General features: G+C 73.4%; 15 protein-coding genes. 5 read left to right on the forward strand and 10 right to left on the reverse strand.

Going from position 1 to position 19,627, the window contains the following annotated elements:
- Positions 1 to 87: 87 nt before the first annotated feature.
- Positions 88 to 666: a response regulator transcription factor gene (locus V5O40_RS06645; protein ID WP_332904641.1), complete on the forward strand. Its 579-nt coding sequence runs from the start codon at positions 88 to 90 to the stop codon at positions 664 to 666.
- A 10-nt stretch (positions 667 to 676) separates the two neighbouring features.
- On the opposite strand, the gene V5O40_RS06650 is transcribed toward V5O40_RS06645, so the two are convergent.
- The 4 genes from V5O40_RS06650 to lanKC form a co-directional block, all read right to left on the reverse strand.
- Positions 677 to 2,437, reverse strand: a complete 1,761-nt coding sequence (locus V5O40_RS06650; protein WP_332904642.1) for an ABC transporter ATP-binding protein — start codon at positions 2,435 to 2,437, stop codon at positions 677 to 679.
- On the reverse strand, positions 2,434 to 4,161 hold the full coding sequence (locus V5O40_RS06655) for an ABC transporter ATP-binding protein (protein ID WP_332904643.1): 1,728 nt from the start codon (positions 4,159 to 4,161) through the stop codon (positions 2,434 to 2,436). The genes V5O40_RS06650 and V5O40_RS06655 overlap by 4 nt, the downstream gene beginning before the upstream one ends.
- Before the next feature lie 73 nt (positions 4,162 to 4,234).
- Complete coding sequence (locus V5O40_RS06660) at positions 4,235 to 4,354, reverse strand: SapB/AmfS family lanthipeptide (RefSeq protein WP_093405935.1); 120 nt, start codon at positions 4,352 to 4,354, stop codon at positions 4,235 to 4,237.
- A gap of 6 nt (positions 4,355 to 4,360) precedes the next feature.
- On the reverse strand, positions 4,361 to 6,955 hold the full coding sequence (gene lanKC / locus V5O40_RS06665) for a class III lanthionine synthetase LanKC (protein ID WP_332904644.1): 2,595 nt from the start codon (positions 6,953 to 6,955) through the stop codon (positions 4,361 to 4,363).
- A 232-nt stretch (positions 6,956 to 7,187) separates the two neighbouring features.
- Between lanKC and V5O40_RS06670 the strand changes: the two genes are divergently transcribed.
- Entirely contained in the window at positions 7,188 to 8,120 is a 933-nt protein-coding gene (locus V5O40_RS06670; RefSeq protein WP_332904729.1) for a diacylglycerol kinase, read from the forward strand.
- An 83-nt stretch (positions 8,121 to 8,203) separates the two neighbouring features.
- On the opposite strand, the gene V5O40_RS06675 is transcribed toward V5O40_RS06670, so the two are convergent.
- Positions 8,204 to 8,959 (reverse strand): HAD family hydrolase, encoded by a 756-nt coding sequence (locus V5O40_RS06675; protein ID WP_332904645.1) that lies wholly within the window; start codon positions 8,957 to 8,959, stop codon positions 8,204 to 8,206.
- Positions 8,960 to 9,044: 85 nt separating this feature from the next.
- Here V5O40_RS06675 and V5O40_RS06680 point away from each other — a divergent pair, with 85 nt between their 5' ends.
- The 3 genes from V5O40_RS06680 (at position 9,045) to V5O40_RS06690 (ending at position 13,341) form a co-directional block, all read left to right on the forward strand.
- The gene (locus V5O40_RS06680; RefSeq protein ID WP_332904646.1) at positions 9,045 to 11,825 is read left to right on the forward strand and encodes a DEAD/DEAH box helicase; all 2,781 of its coding nucleotides are present in this window, start codon (positions 9,045 to 9,047) and stop codon (positions 11,823 to 11,825) included.
- A gap of 167 nt (positions 11,826 to 11,992) precedes the next feature.
- On the forward strand, positions 11,993 to 12,886 hold the full coding sequence (locus tag V5O40_RS06685; RefSeq protein WP_332904647.1) for an MHYT domain-containing protein: 894 nt from the start codon (positions 11,993 to 11,995) through the stop codon (positions 12,884 to 12,886).
- Positions 12,887 to 12,927: 41 nt separating this feature from the next.
- Positions 12,928 to 13,341 (forward strand): type II toxin-antitoxin system Phd/YefM family antitoxin, encoded by a 414-nt coding sequence (locus V5O40_RS06690; protein ID WP_332904648.1) that lies wholly within the window; start codon positions 12,928 to 12,930, stop codon positions 13,339 to 13,341.
- An 89-nt stretch (positions 13,342 to 13,430) separates the two neighbouring features.
- On the opposite strand, the gene smpB is transcribed toward V5O40_RS06690, so the two are convergent.
- The 5 genes from smpB to V5O40_RS06715 form a co-directional block, all read right to left on the reverse strand.
- On the reverse strand, positions 13,431 to 13,922 hold the full coding sequence (smpB, locus tag V5O40_RS06695) for an SsrA-binding protein SmpB (RefSeq protein ID WP_332904649.1): 492 nt from the start codon (positions 13,920 to 13,922) through the stop codon (positions 13,431 to 13,433).
- A gap of 31 nt (positions 13,923 to 13,953) precedes the next feature.
- Positions 13,954 to 16,308: a hypothetical protein gene (locus V5O40_RS06700; protein WP_332904650.1), complete on the reverse strand. Its 2,355-nt coding sequence runs from the start codon at positions 16,306 to 16,308 to the stop codon at positions 13,954 to 13,956.
- Positions 16,309 to 16,422: 114 nt separating this feature from the next.
- Entirely contained in the window at positions 16,423 to 16,935 is a 513-nt protein-coding gene (locus tag V5O40_RS06705; protein WP_332904651.1) for an NUDIX domain-containing protein, read from the reverse strand.
- Positions 16,936 to 16,967: 32 nt separating this feature from the next.
- The gene (locus V5O40_RS06710; protein ID WP_332904652.1) at positions 16,968 to 19,034 is read right to left on the reverse strand and encodes an amylo-alpha-1,6-glucosidase; all 2,067 of its coding nucleotides are present in this window, start codon (positions 19,032 to 19,034) and stop codon (positions 16,968 to 16,970) included.
- Positions 19,031 to 19,474, reverse strand: coding sequence for an SCP2 sterol-binding domain-containing protein (locus tag V5O40_RS06715; RefSeq protein WP_332904653.1), 444 nt, complete (start codon positions 19,472 to 19,474; stop codon positions 19,031 to 19,033). Before V5O40_RS06715 ends, V5O40_RS06710 begins: the two co-directional genes overlap by 4 nt.
- Positions 19,475 to 19,627: the final 153 nt, after the last annotated feature.

The following is a 19,627-nucleotide window of genomic DNA, read 5'->3' on the forward strand; positions in this document are numbered from 1 at the left end:
CGTCGCCCGCCCGACGGGCGAAACCGGCCAGGGCGTGTTTGAATGCTTACGGTCCGTGATCCAGCCGACGAGTTCGGAGAGGCTGCAGTGATCCGTACCTTGCTCGCTATCGACGGCGCCCTGGTTCGGGGCGCCCTGTCCCTCGTGCTCGCCGCGGAGGACGACATCAGCGTGGTGGCGGAGGCGGCTCGGGGTGACGTGGTCACCTGGACGATCCGTACCCGTCGTCCGGACGTCGCGGTGGTCGACCTCGACCTCGTCGAGGGGCTGCCGGCGACCGGCTGCTGTCCGCTGCTGGTGCTCGCCGAGCCGCGTCGGGCCGGAAGCCTGTACCGCACGCTCACCCCGTCCCGGACCGTCGGCGTCCTCGGCAGCGACGTTCCGCCGCACCGGGTGGTCGACGGGATCCGCCGGCTGTCCCGTGGCGAGCCGGTGGTCGACGCGGATCTGGTGCTGGCGGCGCTGCACCGGGACAACCCACTCACCCCGCGCGAGGCGCAGATCCTCGCCCTGACGGCCGGCGGCGCGCCGGTCGCCGAGGTGGCCGGTTCGCTCGGTCTGGCCCCTGGAACCGTCCGTAATCATCTCGGCCGGATCATCCGTAAGACGGGCGGGCGCACCAGAGTCGAGGCGGTGCAACTGGCCCGCGACGCCGGCTGGATCTGACCGCCGAAGGTCAGCCGCGGGGCGCGGCGACCCGGTCGGCGCCGCCGGCCGCCGCCGCGACACCGTCCCAGTGCCCGACCAGATCGCGGTAGCCGGGCGAGCGGGCCAGCAGCTCCTGGTGGCTGCCGTCCAGCGGTCCGTCCTCGTCGAACACCAGCACCCGTCGGGCGCGGACGGCGGAACTGATCCGGTGGGCGATGACGACCAGGGTGCCCGGTCGTCGGGCGAAGGCCGACTCGACGGTGGCCTCCAGGGTCGGGTCCAGGTGACAGGTCGCCTCGTCCAGGATGACCAGCGGGGCGGGGGCCAGATAGGCGCGTACGGCGGCGACCAGTTGTCGCTCACCGGCGGAGAGCGTGGTCGGGTCGACCGTGGCGGCGAGGCCGCCCAGCCGCCGCGCAAGAGCGTCGGCACCGAGCCGGGCCAGCGCGGTCTCGACGGCCGTGTCGTCGGCGTCCGGACTCAGGTAGCGGAGGTTGTCGGCGAGGGAACCGGTGAACACGTACGCCTCCTGCGGCACGAGCACCCGTAGCGCGGCGAGCTCGGTTCGGCCGAGAGTGGCCACCGGCCGACCGGCGAGGTGGACCGTGCCGCGCTCCGGCTCGATCAGCCCGGCGACCAGCCCGGCCAGGGTGGACTTGCCGGTGCCGCTGGGTCCCACCACCGCCAGATGTTCTCCCTCGGGCAGGGCCATCGAGAAGCCGGCCAGGATCGGCCGTGCACCGGGCCCGTACCGGAAGGTCACGTCGGACAACCGGACCGCCGGGGTGCCGCCCGCCGGGTCCGGGCCGGGGGTGGCCGACCGGTCGCGCGACGGGGGCCGGCAGGTGCGCAGGATCCGTTCCAGGGTGACGGCGTAGCGCAGCCCGCCGCCACCGAGCCCCTGCACCAGGGCGTGCAGCGCGGGTTGCAGGCTGGTGGTGACGTAGACCAGCGCGCCGAGCACCGCGCCGGTGCTCATCCCGCGCCGCACCAGCCACGGCGCGGCGAGCAGCAGGACCACCACCGGCAGCCAGCCGCCCAGGCCGAGGCTCAGGCTGCGCAGCGCGGACATCCGGGCCAGCGTCCGCTCGGCGGCGGCGTGGTCGCCGACCCTGCGGTCGACCTCGGCCACCGTGCGTTCCTCGGCGCCGCAGGCGAGCACGTCGCGGTGACCGGTGAGCGCGGTCGCCGCCGACCGGCCGAGCGCCTCGCCGGCGCGCACCTGGGTCCGCTGGTGCGCCAGCATCGACGGCAGCGCGGCGGCGAAGACGACAAGCCCCACGAGCAGCGGGGCCGCCACCAGCGCCGCGACCGTCGGATCCAGGGCCAGCAGGCCGAGCAGCGCCGCTCCGGCGGTGAACAGGAAGCCGCGTACCACCATGACCAGGCCACCGAAGGTGTCCCGGACGATCTCCACGTGGTGGGTCAGGCGGGCCACCGGGGCGCTGTCCGGGTGAGCGCCGGCCCGGGTGGCGTCGTGCAACGCGCCGTGGACCACCAGACGGGCCAGCTCGTCGCGGAACGGCTCCACCACGTCACCGAGGCTCCGGTAGACGCGTCCGGTCGCCGCCGCGCCGAGCAGGACGGCCACCGCGAGTCCGCCGAGCCAGGCCAGGCCGGTGGTGAACCGGCCGGCCAGGAAACCCTGGTCGACGGCGCGGGCGACCAGCAGCCCGGCGAGCAGCGCCGGCAGGGACTCGACCGCCGACCAGGCGGCGAGCCGGCCGACGTCCCGGCGACGGGCGCGCAGTGCCCGCCACGTCGTCCGCCCAACGCCCGGACCGTTCACCGGGGGACACCGTCGTCCGCGAACACCGCCCGGTAGTCCGGGTCCGTCCAGAGTCGCCGATGCGGGGCCAGGGCGCGAAGCCGACCGGCGTCGAGCCAGGCGACCAGGTCGGCCGCGGCGGCCGTCGCCACCCGGTGGGTGACCACCAGGCGGGTACGCCCTCCGTCCCGGCCGGTCAGGGCGCGGGTGATCCGATGTTCGGTGGCGGTGTCCAGGCTGGACGTGGCGTCGTCCAGGATGAGCAGCCGCTCGGCGTGGAACGCGCGAGCCAGCCCGAGGCGCTGGGTCTCACCTCCGGACAGCGGTGCGTCCACGGTCCGGGTGCGGAACCCGTCGGGCAGCCGGGCCACCACCCCGTCGACCTGCGCGGACCGGGCTGCCGCCAGCACGGCGGCGGTGGCCGGCGCACCGGTCGAGGGCGGCCGGGCCGACCGTTCCGGCAGACCGAGGCCGATCGCGTCGTGCACCGTCTCACCGACCAGCACCGGACGGTCGAAGGCGTGACCGACCGCCCGACGCAGCGCGGCCCGGTCGAGGCGGGCCAGTGGCACCCCGTCCAACAGCACCTCGCCGGTGTCCGGGTCGTACAACCGCCCGGCCACGGCGGCGAGGGCGGACTTGCCCGCACCGGAACGCCCGACCACGGCCACCGTGGAACCGGCGGGCACGTCCAGGTCGATCGTGTCCAGGACCGCCCGGTCGTCGGCGCGGACACCGACCCCGCGCAGCCGCAGGTGGCCGCCGCCGGGCGGCAACGGCTCGGCACCACCGGGGCGCACCGGACAGGACAGCGGCTCGGCGACCCGGCGGGCCGCTGCCCGGCTACGGACCAGCCGGTTGAGGGTGGCCAGCACCGCGCCCAGCCCGGCGCCGAGCGCGGCGTACTGCACGGCGGCGACCAGTTGGCCGGCGGTGAGCCAGCCGACGCTCAGCGCGTACCCGCCGACGGCGACGACGGCGACCTGGAGCAGCGGTGCCACGGCCGCGACGCGGGCGTTGGCCCGGGCCAGCAACCGCCACCCGGACCGGCCGTGGCCGCGCAGCTCGGGCAACGCCGCCAGCACCCGGTCGCACTCGACGCCGGTGGTGCCGGCCGCGGCGATGGTGCGGGCACCACCGAGCGCCTCCTGCAGCCGGCCGGCGATCGCCCCGAGCACCCGCTGGTACGCGGTGACAACCGCCGAGGCGTCGGTGACGAACGTGGCCATGAGGACGGTCAGCACGGCCAGCCCGGCGAGGAGGGTGAAGCCGAGCACGGGCTCCAGCAGGAACAGCGCCACGACGCTGCCCAGCGGCGGCAGGACCGCGATCCCGCCAAGTGCCACGGCGTTACCGGCCTGGCCGGTGTCGGCGGCCTGCCCGGCCAACCGGCCGACCAGGTCACCGACGGGGAAGCGGCGCACGGCCCGGACGTCCAGCGCGAACAGGTGCCGCAGCAGCCTCCGGCGCAGCCGCGCCGTGGCCCGGGCGGCGCCGTACCCGCCAGCCAGGTCACCGAGGACGTCGGTGACCAGCAGGACGACGACGAGGAGGCAGGCGACCAGCGGCCACCGGTGGGCGGCGTCACCACCGACGGCGGCGTCCACGGCCAGCCCCAGCACCGCGGGCAGGGCCAGTTCGGCAGCGGCACCGGCCAGCGCCACCACCACAAGCGTGACGGTCCAGCCGCCACCGTCTCGGACCACCCGGAACAGCAGGCGGTCCGCGCCGGCCAGCGTTCGCATCGGTCCTCCCGGTCGTACGGCGTGGCCCTGGACGGTCAGGTAACCGTCCAGGGCCTCGCGTGGTGCGGTCCGATCAGTTGCAGGTCGTCACGGACAGCGAGCTGTCGCCGCAGAGCAGCAGGCTCGCCCGGCTACCACCGCCGGTCCGGTCGGCCGGAGCCGCCTCCAGTCCCTGAAGGTCGAGGAGCGCCATGTCGTGTCACCTCCCATCGGGCATCGGGGTCAGGGTCGCCCCCGCTGTCGCGGGGGAGTCCGGTGCGCCGGTGAGGGGCGCGAGGAAGGGCAGGGTCGTCGGGGCGTCACGTCGGGCGGTGGCCAGCGCCAGCAGGACGCCCGCGGTGCCGGTGGCCAGGTCCATGGACAGCCGTAGCAACTGCTCGCCGGGGAAGGCGGTGCCGTCCCGGTACGGCAGGGCGTGCCAGCCCAGCCGCCGGACCTGGCTCTCCATCTCCTGTCGCAGCTGCGGATCGTCGCGGTGGGCGGCGAGGTAGGCGATGATGCCGGCCCGCCCGGCGAAGAGGCCGGACTGCGCGTAGAACGGCGACCTGGCGGCGCGACGCACCCCGGCGCTGGCCTCGGCGAACTGCTCGTCGTCGCGGTGGCGCAGGTACTGGTCGAGGACGAGCCCGATGCCGACGCTGCCCTGCCCCAGGTAGGGCATGGTGCGCCAACCCTCGTTGACCTCCAGCGCGCCGTCGGGTCGGACCACGCAGCGGCGCAGGTCCTGGCGCAGCGCGGTGGCGGCGTGGTCGAGCAGGTCGGGGTCGCCGGTCAGCTCGTACAGGCGCACCAGCAGCAGCGCCGCGCCGGTCCGGCCGCGCAGCAGCCCGGCGTAGGGGTGCCGGCCGCCGCTGATCTCGCCGCCGGGGTCGTCGGCGAGCCGTTCCACCAACTCCGCGGTGACCTGCCAGGCGGCCTCCCGCAGCGCCGGTTCGCCGGTACGCCCGCCCAGCTCGGCCAGGTTCAGGGCGATGCCGGCCAGCCCGCCGGCCAGACTGTGGTCCAGTCCGGTCGTCGACTCGCGGAGGCAGATGTCGAGCACGTCGAGCGCGTCCTGCCGGCGACCGAGCACCTCCAGGGCGTACGCGACGCCGTGCAGGCCGTCGTAGAAGCCGCACCGGGTGCCCGACGGCGGCGAGGTGGCCTGGCGGACCAGCCACTGCTCGTGTTCCGGCCACCGGCCGGCGCCGCCCTGGTGCAACGCGTACAGCACGCCGGCCGCCCCGTGGGCGAGGTTGAGCCCGCCGCTGCGGAACTGTTCGATGTCACCGGGGAACAGCCGGTCGGTGCGGGCGGGCGTGGCGCTGGCGAGGACGGCGCGGGCGAGCCGGTCCCGGTCGACGGACGGCCTGGCGGCGGTGGGTGGGACGCGGCCCCCGGTCCCGGCGTCCGGTGCGGTGATCTCCGCCACCGCCGCGTCGAGGAAGTCCCGCGGCACCGGGAAGGTCTCGGCGATGATGTCGGCCAGGTGTGCCGCCTTCGCCGGGACGAGGCGGACCAGCTGGGTCAGCGGCAGGAACAGGGCCAGCCGCAGGCAGGCCAGGGCGTAGTGGTCGACGGCCACGCCGGTGCGTCCCCGGGGCGCGGCGAAGCCCTGGTTGCGCAGGCCCGGCCGGCGGTGCCCGTCGATCGGTGCGGCCACCTCGAAGTCGACGAGCGCGACCTGGTCGTCCGGCCGCAGCATGATGTTGAACAGGTGCAGGTCGCCGTAGACCAGGCCGCGCGCGTGGATCGCCCGGACGACCTCGTCGACCTGGCGGTGGACGTCCAGCGCCCAGCGCGCGTACGTGGCGCGGTCCTCGTCGGTGGCGTCGGCGTCGATCAGCGGGTAGCGGTCGACCAGGACCTTGTTCAGCGGGCGGCCCTCGATGAATTCCAGGGCGAGGAACCGGTGGTCACCCAGGGCGAACTCGTCGTGCACCCGCGGCACCTGCGGCAGGTCGGCGAGCTGGCGCAGGACGGCGGCCTCCCGGGCGAGCCGGGTGACGGCGTCGGTGCCGTCGGCGTCCAGGCCGGCGTGCGGTCGGGCCTCCTTGAACACCAGTTGGGTGTCGGTGCGTCGGTCGCGTCCGACGTACAGGCCGCCGCCGTTGGAGAAGTGGATGACCTTCTCGATCTGGTAGGGGACCTCGTCGGTGCTTGTCGCGTTGCGGGCGGCCAGGTGCGGTGCGAGGAAGTCGGGCAGGGCCACCCAGGACGGCACGTGGAAGACCGGGTCGCGCCGGTCCGGCACCAGGGTGCCGGTCTCGTCCTCGACGGCCGGGACCACCTGGCCGTCGGGGGAGTGGCAGTACCGGGCGGCGAAGCCGCCGTAGCGGACGTACACTGGCCCGGCGGCGTACCGCAGGTCGCTGAGGATGTACGGGCCGGCCTCGCCGGTGAGCAGCTCGTCGAGTTCCTTGCAGACCAGTTCGAGTTCGGCGTCGTCGCGAGGGTAGACGGTCACGAACTTGCCGCTGGCCGCCCGGGCGGCGTACTTGGAGTTGCGCAGCAGCAGGGTGCGGGGGCCGCGCAGGAACTTGAACGACAGGCCCCGGGGTACGCAGTAGTCCCAGACGGTGTCCAGGACCCGGTCGGCATTGGCGACCGTGGCCGACACGTGCACCTTCCAGCCCTGCTGCGGCAGGCGTTCGCCGTCCGGGGCGTGGATGAGCCAGTCGTCGAGCGACTCCCGGCGCCAGCCCGCCGGCAGCGGCCGGGTCGCCGCGGGGAAGGTGGGCTGCGCGACGGCGCTGCCGAGGGAGTCGTAGAACAGCGGGTCGGCGGCGCAGTAGCTGTCGTAGCGCTCGTCCACTGTGTCGCCTCCCGTCCGCCTGTCGGCTGTGGTCCTGTCGATGGATACGAGTCTGTCCGTTCGGCCTATGGCGTCCCTAGTGTTTTCAGTCATGGAGATGAATGCGTGCCGCACGACCGGTCGTGACAAATGACAGTTGCGGCGTAGTGGCGGGACTGTCCGTTTTCGCCCTGCCGGCGCGGGCCGCTGCCGGGTCGGCACAGTCGCACCCGTGCCGGTCCGGGCGGGTACGGTGCTCGCCGTGACCTCAGACGATCACCCTTGGGTGCCCGGCGGGCCGGTCGCCGTGCTGGCCAACCCGTCCGCCGGCCGTGGCCGGCACCGGGGACTGCTGCCGGACCTGCTGGACCGGCTCGCGGCCGCCGACCGGCCGGTGCGGCTGCTGCGGGCCGGCAGCGCGGTCGAGGCCGAGGCGGCCTGCCGGGCCGCCGTGGCGGAGGGGATCGGCGCCCTGGTCGCGGTGGGTGGCGACGGCACGGTGCACCGGGCGATGCAGGCTGTCGCCGGCACCTCGGTGCCGTTCGGACCGGTGCCGGCGGGCACCGGCAACGACTTCGCGGTGGAGACCGGTTTCCCGGCCGATCCCCGCGCGGCCGTCGACGTCATCGCGGCGGCCCTGCGCCAGGGACGCAGTCGGCCGGTCGACCTGGCCCGGATGATCGGGGCCGACGGTACGGCCCGTTGGTACGGCGCGGTGCTGGCGGCCGGCTTCGACGCGATCGTCAACGAGCGGGCCAACCGGATGCGCTGGCCGCGCGGCCCACGCCGCTACGACCTGGCCATCCTGGTCGAGTTGGCCAAGCTACGGCCACGCCGGTACACCCTCACCCTCGACGGCGAGCGGATCGAGGTCGACGCGGTCCTGGTGGCGGTCGGCAACGGCGCCAGCTACGGCGGCGGGATGCGGATCTGCCCGGACGCGGACCCGACCGACGGCCTGCTCGACGTGGTGGTCGGCGGCCGGTTCGACCGACGTACCCTGATCCGGGTCAAGCCGCGCATCTACGCCGGCACCCACGTCACCCATCCTTTGGTGCAGACCTACCGCGCCCGCACCGTCACCCTGGCCGCGGCCGGCATCACCACCTACGCCGACGGCGAACGCTCCCTCCCCCTCCCGCTGACCGTCACCGCCACACCGGCCGCCCTGCACCTCCTCCGCTGACCACCCGCGATCTTGCACTTTCGGTCGGGAAGTAACCACCCGAAGGCGGCATACCGGCGACCACAACTGCAAGATCGCGGAGATCAGGGGGTGGGGAGGAGGTCGAGGACGGAGCCGAGGGAGTTGGGGCGGCCGGGGTCGGCGGCGGGGAGGATCAGCGCCGCGCAGCCGGCGGCGACGGCACCGGCGTCGGCGGGGGAGTCGCCGACCATGAGCGCCTCCTCGGGGTCGACCCCGAGCATGCCGCAGGCGCGCCAGAAGATCGCCGGGTCGGGCTTGCAGCGGCCCACCTCGTACGACAGCACGTGGGCGTCGACCAGTTCCGCCAGCCCCCAGGCGTCGAAGAGCGGCCGGATGTCGAAGCCGATGTTGCTGACCACGGCCACCCGGACGTCGGCGGCCCGCAGGGCGGCCAGCGTCGGCCCGGTGTCGGGGTAGGGCACCCAGCCCTGCGGCACCAACAGCCGTTCGTAGAGCGCCTCGGCGAAGCCCGCTATGCCGGCGTCGACGGTGTCGGCCAGCCCGGTGTAGGCACCCCGGTGGGCGTGCTCGTAGAGATCCCGGTCGGCCCAGAGCTCGGCCAGGTGGGGCGGTACCCGGGCGGGCAGCGGCCCACCGGCGCGGCCGGCGGTGAGCAGCCGGTCGGCCAGGGCGGTCGCGCGGGCCCGGTCCAGGTCCACGCCGCATGCCGACGCGGCGGCCAGCACCCACTGGCTGGCCTCCTCCACCTGCGCGAGGGTGCCATGGAAGTCGAACAGCACCGCCCGCACCCGCCGACGGGAGGGGCCCCGATCGTCGATGTCGGGTACGGGGCTGGTCGGTTCGGCATGATCCGGCACGTGGTGCACCCTACCGACCCACTCGGACCGCCCCGGCGCTCGGCCTTGCCCGGTGCCCGTCGTGGGCAGGCACTAATCTTGGGGCATGTCGAGCCCCGCCGAGCGGTACGCCGCGGCGCGCCGCCGGGCCGCCCAGGCCACACAGTTCCCGGCGCTTGAAGAGTTCACCTCGGATCTGGGGTTCGATCTCGACGACTTCCAGCGGGAGTCCTGCCAGGCCCTGGAGCGGGGCAGTGGCGTCCTGGTCTGCGCGCCGACCGGCGCCGGCAAGACCGTGGTCGGCGAGTTCGCCGTACACCTGGCGTTGCGGGGTGCGCCCGGGCGGCCGGAACCGGCCGACGGGGCCCGGCGCAAGTGCTTCTACACCACGCCGATCAAGGCGCTGTCGAACCAGAAGTACCACGACCTGGTCGACCGGTACGGCGCCGCCCAGGTGGGGCTGCTCACCGGCGACAACGCCATCAACGGCGACGCCCCGGTGGTGGTGATGACCACCGAGGTGCTGCGCAACATGCTGTACGCCGGCTCGGCCACCCTCGAGGGCCTGGCGTACGTGGTGATGGACGAGGTGCACTACCTGGCCGACCGGTTCCGTGGCGGGGTGTGGGAGGAGGTCATCATCCACCTGCCCGCCTCGGTGACCCTGGTGTCGCTGTCGGCCACGGTCTCCAACGCCGAGGAGTTCGCCGACTGGTTGATCACCGTCCGGGGCGAGACCACCGTGGTGGTCAGCGAGCACCGGCCGGTGCCGTTGTGGCAGCACATGCTGGTCGGCAAGCGGATGTTCGACCTGTTCCACGACGCCGCCGCCGCCCGCAAGCACGACGTGCACCCGGAACTGCTGCGCTACACGCGCGACACGGTACGCCGGCTGGATCTCGGCGAGGGACGCTCCGCCGGCTTCGGTGCCGGCCGACGCGGCCCCCGCTGGCGCGGCCCGCTACGCCCCGACATCGTCGACCGGCTGGACCGCGAGGGACTGCTGCCGGCGATCCTGTTCATCTTCAGCCGGGCCGGCTGCGACGCCGCGGTGCAGCAGTGCCTCGCCGCCGGGCTGCGGCTCACCTCGCCCGAGGAGCGGGCGGAGATCCGCCGGGTGGTGGAGTCCCGGGTCACCGCCATTCCCGGCGAGGACCTGTCGGTGCTCGGCTACTGGGAGTGGCTCGACGGGCTGGAGCGTGGGCTGGCCGCGCACCACGCCGGGATGCTGCCGGCGTTCAAGGAGGTGGTGGAGGAGCTGTTCGTCCGTGGGCTGGTCAAGGCGGTCTTCGCCACCGAGACCCTCGCGCTGGGCATCAACATGCCGGCCCGCTGCGTGGTGCTGGAACGCCTGGTGAAGTACAACGGCGAGGCACACGTCGACCTGACCCCCGGTGAGTACACCCAGCTCACCGGGCGGGCCGGGCGTCGAGGCATCGACGTGGAGGGGCACGCCGTGGTGGTGTGGTCCCCGGAGACCGACCCCCGGCACGTGGCGGGTCTGGCCTCCACCCGCACGTATCCGCTGCGCTCCAGCTTCCGACCGTCGTACAACATGGCGGTGAATCTCGTCGGCAGCGTCGGTGCGGAGTCGGCGCGGGCGCTGCTGGAGTCGTCGTTCGCGCAGTTCCAGGCGGACCGTTCGGTGGTCGGCCTGGCCCGGCAGGTGCAGCGCAACACCGAGACCATCGAGGCGTACGGCGTCGAGTCGGAGTGCCACCACGGTGACTTCGACGAGTACTTCGCCCTGCGGGTCGCCATCGCCGACCGGGAACGGGCCATCGCCCGGCAGGGGCAGAGCCAGCGCCGGGCGGCGGCGGTGGCGGCCCTGGAGCGGCTGCGGGTCGGTGATGTGATCCGGGTGCCGTCCGGGCGGCGGGCCGGCCTGGCCGTGGTGCTCGATCCGGCGGCCGGCGGCTTCAGCGAGCCGCGCCCGCTGGTGCTCACCCAGGACCGCTGGGCCGGCCGGATCAGCCCCGGCGACTTCACCACGCCGGCCGAGGTGCTGGCCCGCATCCGGGTGCCCAAGCACTTCAACCACCGCAACCCGGCCGCCCGGCGGGACCTGGCTGCCCAGGTCAGCGGCACCGGGCTGGACCGGCACTCCCGCCGGGGGGCCCGGGGCCGGCAGTCCGGCGAGGACCACCAGCTCAGCCAGTTGCGCACCGAGCTGCGTCGGCACCCCTGCCACGCCTGCCCGGAGCGGGAGGAACACGCCCGCTGGGCCGAGCGTCGCCGCCGGCTGGAGCGCGACACCGAGGAACTGCGCCAGCGGGTCGCCGGCCGGACGGGTTCGTTGGCGCGTACCTTCGACCGGATCGTCGCGCTGCTCACCGGGCGCGGCTATCTCGCCGCCGACGGCACCGTCACCGACGCGGGCCGGATGCTCGGCCGGATCTGGACGGAGGCGGACCTGCTCGTGGCGGAGTGCCTGCGGCGTGGCGTCTGGGACGGGCTGTCACCGGCCGAACTGGCTGCCGCGGTGTCGGTGGTCGTCTTCGAGGCCCGTCGCGACGTCGACGAACGGGCCTCGCTGCCCCGTGGCGCGGTGGCCGAGGCGGTCGACGCGACACTGAAGCTCTGGAGCGAGATCGAGGCCGACGAGGCGTCGCGCGGGCTGGCCGTCACCCGTGAGCCGGATCTCGGGTTCGCCTGGCCGGTGTACCGCTGGGCCCGCGGCGAGGCGCTGGCCAAGGTGCTCGCCAGCGGGCACGAACTCGACGGTGAGATGCCCGCCGGCGACTTCGTCCGTTGGGCTCGCCAGGTGGTGGACCTGCTCGGCCAGCTCGCCGACTCCGGTGGTGCGTCGACGGAGCTGCGCGCCACCGCCCGCCAGGCGATAAAGGCCGTCAACCGGGGTGTGCTGGCGTACCACTCACCGGCCTGAGCCGGCCGCGACGGCGGCCGGTCGACCGTCGAATCGACGCATCGCTGCGTCACCGCCGCGGCACCCCCCGAATTGGCCAGGGGTCCTGTTGTGCCTGGTGAGAGCGTCCCTGATGATGTCATCGGCGCGTGCGCTACGCGCCGGTAGCAGCTCTGGGGGGAGCCCACGTGGCGGACATCAATCACTTCGAGTACGGCTGGATCACACCGGCGTTGAGCTACGCGCTGTCGGTGCTCGGTTCCATCCTCGGCCTGGTCTGCGCCGGCCGCATCCGGACCGCCACCAGTACGGGCCAGAAACTCTGGTGGGGAACCCTGGCCGCCTGGGCGCTCGGTGGCACGGCGATCTGGACGATGCACTTCATGGCGATGCTGGGCTTCGCGGTGACCGGGACGCGGATCCGCTACGACGTGCCGATCACGGTCGCCAGCGCGTTGATCGCGGTGGCGGCCGTCGGACTCGGGCTGGCGATCGTCGGCACCGGTCGGCTCTCGGCGGCCCGGATCCTCGGTGGCGGCCTGTTCACCGGCGCCGGGGTGGCGGCGATGCACTACACGGGCATGGCGGCGATGCGGCTGGACGGCCGGTTGGTCTACGACGACCTCCGGGTGGGCCTGTCGGTGCTGATCGCCGTGGTCGCCGCGTCCGTCGCCCTCTGGCTCGCGGTGACCGTACGCAAGGCAGTGGCGATCTTCGCCTCGGCGCTGGTGATGGGGGTGGCGGTCAACGGCATGCACTTCACCGGGATGAGCGCCCTGTCGGTGCACCTGCACGAGGAACGGGGAGAGGTCACCGGGGCCGGTGTCGGTACGCTGCTGATCCCGATCGTGCTGCTGGTCATCTTCGGCGTGGTCGGCCTGGTGTACGCGTTGCTGGCCGCGCCCACCGACGAGGACCGCGCCGCGCTCGCCTACCTGGACGGCCGGCAACGGCCGCAGCCGTCCACGGTCGCCACCGCACCGGACGTCAGCGCACCCGATCCGGTGGGTCTGCGCGCCCGGTCGACACTGGCCCGTCCCGGTGCCCAGTTCCCGTCCCGCCGGGACCATTCGTCGCGCTGACGGTCGCGGAAAGTGTCGTACCCGGAACCGACGATGTATTCATGGCTGTCCCCGCCCTCACTCCGCGAAACGCCCCGGCGCGCTCGCTGCCCCTCCGCGAGGCGCGCACCCGACTCAGCCAACTCGTCGCCATGGCCGAACTGACCGACTCGGTCACGGTGGTGACCCGCGACGGTGACTCCCGGCCGGTCGCCGCGATCGTGCCGGCGGCGGCCGCCCGCACGGTCGCCGAGGCCCGCGCCGACGCCGGCCGCCTGGCCGAGGTCACCGCCGGCTGGTCCCGACGCCTCGACGCGCAGCGGCAGCAGAGCGGGCGCCGGCACGCCGCCGAGCTGCGGGCGGTGACCATGGCGCTCGCCGAGGTCTGGGCCGAGCTGGATCGGCGCTTTCCGCCGGGCAGCGATCCAGCGCTCACCCGGTTGCGTGCGGCGCACACCCAGCTGCTCGCCGACTGAGCGACCGTTCAAGGGAGGCCGGCGCAGGTTCCCGCCGGGTTTCCGCGCGGGCTCGACCCGCCCCCGGGGGGGCGAGCCACGGCTTCGGCTCAGCGCCGACCTGGGCGGCCCTTGAGCCGGCGGCCCAGCTCGCGGGCGATCTCCCGGTTGGCGTCACGTTCGGCGAGCACCTGTCGCTTGTCGTACGACCGGCGTCCCTTGGCCAGAGCCAGCTCGACCTTCGCCCAGCCGCCGGAGAAGTACATCGACAGCGGCACCAGGGTGATGCCGCCCTCGCGGGTCCGGTCGAGGATCCGGGCGATCTCCACCCGGCGCAGCAGCAGCTTGCGGGTCCGCCGGGGTGCGTGGTTGGTCCAGCTGCCGTAGCCGTACTCGGCGATGTGCAGGCCGTACAGCATGATCTCCCCGTCGCGTTCCTGCGCGAAGGCGTCGACGAGCGAGACCCGCCCCGCGCGCAGCGACTTGACCTCGGTGCCGGCCAGCACGATGCCGGCCTCGTAGGTCTTGAGCACGGCGTAGTCGTGGCGGGCCCGGCGGTTGGCCGCGATCAGGGTCCGCTCGGCGCTGGAGGAGGTGCCCATCCGGGGAAGGATAGCCGCACCGCAGGAGGGCTCACGCCGGCTTGTCGTGCTTGCGCAGCCGGGCCCGCAGCCGGCTCGCCAGCTCCGCCACCGCGGTCTCGAAGCGCGGATCCGATTCGCCGGGCCAGTGCCCGACGATCGGGTGCGGAACGCTGTCGCCGGGCGGCGGGACGACACCGACCGGGTCGCGCAGCCGCCGGTCCACCCTGCCGGCGGCACCGGACACCGTCGGCGGACGCTCCGGCCGGTGCGGCGAGAAGACCCAGCTCCCGATCGGGTCGGTGTCCCGCCACAGGTTGATCCACCGCCAGTTGACCCGGTCGCCCACGTCACGGAGCACCTCGTCACTGACGTAGGCCGGGAACAGCCGGGCGTAGAGCCGGCGCAGCGGTGAGCCGTAGGTCAGCAGCGCCAACCGGCCGCACACCTCGGGTGGCAGTTGCAGGATCGTGGCGGCGAGCAGCACCGAGCCGTGGCTGTGCCCGGTGAGCAGCACTCCGTGACCCTGTTCGGTGAGGTACACGATCCGTCGGCCCAGCTCGGGAACCGCGCGCTCGGCGTAGCAGGGCGGTGCGAACGGGTGCGCCAGCCGTGGCCAGAACGTCCCCAGGTCCCACAGCACGCCCACGTACCTGCGGAACCGGGACGTACGGTAGGCGAAGACGCCGCCGACGAGCAGCGCGAGCAGCACCGCCGCGATGAGGAAACTGCCGATCTGGATACCGAAGCTGGTCGCCGCGGCCGGGATGCCGGTCAACTGCTGCACCGTGGTGTCCGGCGCCAGCCCCAGCATGCCGAGCAGGCTGCTGGGCATGCCCACCCCGACGACACAGGCGTACACCACCGCGAGTGACTCCACCCGTTCGGTGAACCGTGCCCGGGCGATCATGCGCTCGACCTGGTGCAGGCGGTACCGGGCGGCCGGCGGCGCGTCGGGAAAGTCGTGCGCGACGGTGGCCCGGGCGGTACGCATCCGGGGAACACGACTGGCCAGCACGATGATCAGCGCCGCCAGCAGGGTGGCTGCCGCCGCCACCAGGAAGACGAAGATGGCCCACTTGTAGCCCAGCGGCGGGCTGATCTCCCGTTCACCGTCGGCGTCGGCACGGCGGTTGAGGAAATCGGCCACCCGGTAGACCAGGTCCGCGGAGATCGCCACCGCCAGCCCGGTCGCGCTGGCCGCGATCACCGGCGCACCCAGCCCGCGTAGCGGTCCGGCGCCGAGCCCGTCACGGCCGAATCCGCGCCGCGCCTCATCGGGCTCGACACTGGGTACGGGCCTCGCATCGCGGCCGGCGTCGGCACGGTCGAACGGTTCGGGGCGGTCGGCGGTGTCCTGGCGTCGTCGGCTCCGGGCGATCAGCGCGCCCGTGCCGAGCAGGATCAGCAGGACCGCCTGGGAGGAGATGACCAGCCCGACGGCGGTGGCGTAGCCGGGCAGCCCGTCCCGGATCCGCCACGGAGTGGGGTCGACGGACACCGCGACCAGCACCACGGCGATCAGTGCGAAGGCCAGGTTGCGCAGACCGCTGGAGATCCGGTCCGCGTACGAGCCGGTCGGCAGCAGGTCGACGAACGGGTGCGCGCAGACCAGCACGATGCTGGCCACCAGCACCGCCCCGCTGACAACGGCCAGGGTCACGCTCAGCGGCGACGGGCCCGAGCCGATCCGGGCGGCGACCAGGCCGAGCGCGAGGGTCATCAGTCCGGCGGCGCCGTGCAGTGAACAGAGCCGGTCCACGGTCGGTGCGCTGTCCCACTGGCCCACGGCGCTGAGCTGGTGGCTCCCGGAGGTGCTGACGGGGTTGTGGAAGGCGTCGAAGTTGCGGCCGGGGCGGACACCGAGCAGCCAGACCAGCATGAGCGCGCCGAAGGGCAGGAGCGCGAAGACGGCCAGGGTCAGCCCGGTGGGTCGGTCGCTGAGCCAGGACAGCCACGGCCGCCCGGCCAGGCAGGAGGGATTCGGTACGCACCGCCAGGCGAGCAGGTCCAGCGCCACGCCCATCGCCGCCAGCACGTACAGCATGGTGAGGCTGAGGGCGAGCAGCCGGCACAGCGCCTTCACCCCGGAGCCGGCGTTGTCCCCGGGGGCCGGCCGCATCCAGATCGCGACGTTGCACAGCATGAACGGCAGCAGGAACATCAGCGACAGCGTGCGGACGGTGGTGCCGGAGGGAAGTTCGCTCCAGCGGTACGCCTCCATCGTCACGCCCGCCGGGCCCCTGGTGTCCGGATAGCCTGGGCGTGGCCGGTAGAACCCGCCGTTACGGTCCCCGGCGACCTGGTGACTGTGCGGACGGTCGAGGATTTGTTCGGCGTCGGCGCCGGACACGCCGTGCACCCGCAGCTCCACGACGTCGTCCGACGTCCCCGGCTGGCTTGTCATCGACCCCCCGGAACGTGTGCACCAACCCGACCCGGCACGGGCGCGACGTCCCGGTGCGGTCTCCCGGTCTACCCACCGAGCCGACGAACACGCCTGCTCGCGGTGCCCGGCCGGTCAGACCGACCGGCGGGCGAGGACGTCGGCCAGGACCTCGGTGTGGGTGGAGAAGGCCAGCTCGGTCGGCTCGGTCAACACCAGCCACTCGGTGGCCTCCGTGGTCGGCGCCGACGGCGGGAGCTCCTCGGCGGGGCGTGCCGGCAGCTCGCCGAAGACCAGCATGGTGCCGCCGGCCGGCGCGTTCCGCACGGTGAGCAGCGTGGCACCGGCCGCCTCGGCATACAGACCGGTCTCCTCGCGCAGTTCGCGGACCAGGGCGTCCTCCCACCGTTCGCCGTACTCGACGAACCCGCCGGGCAGCGCGAGCCGCCCCCGGGCGGGTTCGATGTCGCGCCGGACGACGACCACGCCGAGGCCGGTGGCGGTCAGCACCGGCTGTACGGCCACCGCCACCGGCAGCGGGTTGCGCCAGACCTGCTGGCCACAGGTCGCGCAGAGCCGGGGCCAGCCGACCGGCGGCGGGTAGGCCGCACCACAGTACGAACAATGCGAGTACGCCACGCCGCTCATGCCGCAGCACGTTACCTCGGACCAGTCGAGGTTCACCGGTTGGCGCTGTGCGCCACCGGCCGGCCCGCCCGGGCGTTGCCGATCGCGTCCTTGCGTCCCCACCGGCCCGGAATGTTCAACAGCTCGATCCGGCCGAAGCGCGCCGGAATCGCCGGGTGCACCACCAGGTGCTCGCCGTAGGGCTCCAGGCCGAGCAGGCTGCGCAGCAGCAGGAACGTGGCACCGGTCGCGGAGGCCTGCGGGCTGTTCGCGGCCGGGTACGGCACCGGGTACCGGGTCAGTTCGCGGTCGTAGCCGGCGAAGGCCTCCGGCATCCGTCCGGCGAAGTGCTGGGACGCCTCGATGACGGACTCGGCGACCTTTCCCGCCTCCTCGACGAAGCCGTAGTGGCGCAGCCCGCAGGCGATCAGCGAGTTGTCGAACGGCCAGACCGTACCCACGTGGTAACCGAGCGGGTTGTAGCTGGCCTGCCCGGTGGCCAGCGTCCGGACCCCCCAGCCGGAGAACAACCGTGGCCCGAGCAGGTGACCGGCGACGGCGGCGGCCCGGGAGTCGTCCACGATGCCACTCCACAGCAGGTGCCCCATGTTCGACGCCAGCGCGTCGACCTGGTCACCGTCGGGGCCGAGCGCCAGCGCGAAATACTCACCTCCGTCGATCCAGAAGTCGCGGTTGAACCGTCGCTTGAGCTCTTCGGCCTGCCGTTCCAGGCGGTCGGCGTACTCCGGGTCGCCCCAGAACTCGCGAGCCAGTCGAGCTCCGCGCCGCTTGGCGTCGTACGCGTAGCCCTGCAACTCGCAGGTCGCGCGCGGCAGCCCCGGCAGTCGGCCGTCCCGGTAACAGATGGCCTCCGGTGAGTCCTTCCAGCAGTGGTTCTGCGCCCCGCTCGCGTCGTTGCGCGGCTGGTACCAGAGGTAGCCGTCGCCGCGCAGGTCGCCGTACTCGTCGATCCAGTTCAGCGCCGCGCGGGCGGCGTCCTCCAGATCGCGCACCAGCGAGGCGTCGCCGGTCCAGCGCTCGTACTCGTCGAGCAGCACGACGAACAGGGGCGTCACGTCCGCTCCGCCGTAGTACGGCGACTGGGGACGCTGCTCGAAGGCGGCCATCTCCCCGTACCGGAACTCGTTGAGGATCTTGCCGGGCTCCTCGTCCCGGAAGTCGTCGAGCACCGTGCCCTGGTCGATGGCGAGCAGGCGCAGCGTGGTCGCCGCCATCCGGGGAACGAACGGCAGCGTCTGGTAACAGGTGAGCAGGTTGTCGCGGCCGATGATGGTGGCCGACCAGGGCAACCCGGCGGCGAGCATGGTCTCGTGCGGCAGCGCCAGCGGAGAGAAACGCAGGCCGGCCAGATCCGCCAGCCCTCGTCGGTAGGTCGTGCACAGCGACTCCCAGTCGCAGTACAGCCGGGGGGCCTCGGCGATCCACTCGCTCAGGTCGTGGCGCAATTCGGTGCCCATCTTGCCGTGCGGGTGCCGCAGCCGCTCCCGGATGTCCGCGCCGTCCGGACGCAGCACCAGCGCCCGCACCCGCAGGGTCGTGCTCCACCGGCCCTGCCGGTCGACCCGGATCCGGAAGGTCAGCCCGTGCTCGTCGAACTCCGCCGGCTCGCTCGCCGAGATGTCGGTGACCCGGTGGAACTTCTCCCGCCGGTAGCCGAGCCGCAGGCCGCCCGCCGAGACCTCGCGGTAGCCGCGCAGTGCCGACGCGTGCGGCCAGACGACGTCGTAGACCGGGGCGAAGTCGCTGTCCACGTCGATGCGCAGCACGTAGTCGACGGGGCCGTTGGTGTGGTTGAGCACGGTCAGATGTTCGATGAAGGCGCTGTCGGAGATCCACCGGTCGCGGATCATCGAGACCTTCGCGTCGACGTAGTGGGTCGGATGACCGGGCACCAGGAAGAACCGGATCTTGTAGTAGCTCGGGTCGTGCACGGCCAGTGGGTGCAGCCGTTCCCCGTCGAGCCGTACCCGCCAGGTGGACAGGAAGCGGGTGTCGAAGGCGAAGAACCCGGCCGGATTGGTGGGGCTGAAGTCCATGTCGCCGTTGTCGTCGCTCAGCGCGAAGATGTTGCCGTCGAGGATGCGGACGAGTTTCCTCACTGCGGCTCCCCCTCGCCGGTCGGGGGGACCACGTCGTGCCGCGACGGCTGTCCGGGGTCGTGCGGAGCCCGGTGATTCCGGCGGGCGGCCACCTCCTGCGGGTGGTGCGCGTCGGGCGGCGGTGCGAACAGGCGCTCCAGCATGATGACGAAGCGGAACTCGCCGTCCGCGGTGAAGTCGTTGCGCAGCCACGCCGACAGTGGCTTGACCTCGCCGCGGGTCATCCGGAGGAACAACCGCGCGTCGGCCCGGATCACCGTGTCCACCTCCGCGACGTCGTCGCGTGACACCGTGATCCGGCCCCGGTCGATGGTGACCAGCCAGTGGTCGACCCGGTCGGGATAGGCCAGGTCGAAACGAACGGTGCCGGAGACCTGCCGCAGCATTCGCCCCCCACCCCTGGTGAGACCGTCGAAGAAGTCGTGCACCGCCTCCGACATCCCGGACCTCCTGCGGGCTGTGCCCGGCCGACGAGGGCTGCTGCCGGGGCGACCCGAGCCGGCGGCGAAGCGCCGGTCAACTCCTCCGCCATGGTCACCTTAGCGGCTTTGATCCGCTCTGGTGCTGCTCTGTACTACTGGCCCACCTTCAGG

Origin of the sequence: Micromonospora palythoicola, assembly GCF_036689795.1 — a bacterium.
GTDB classification, from domain to species: domain Bacteria; phylum Actinomycetota; class Actinomycetes; order Mycobacteriales; family Micromonosporaceae; genus Micromonospora; species Micromonospora palythoicola.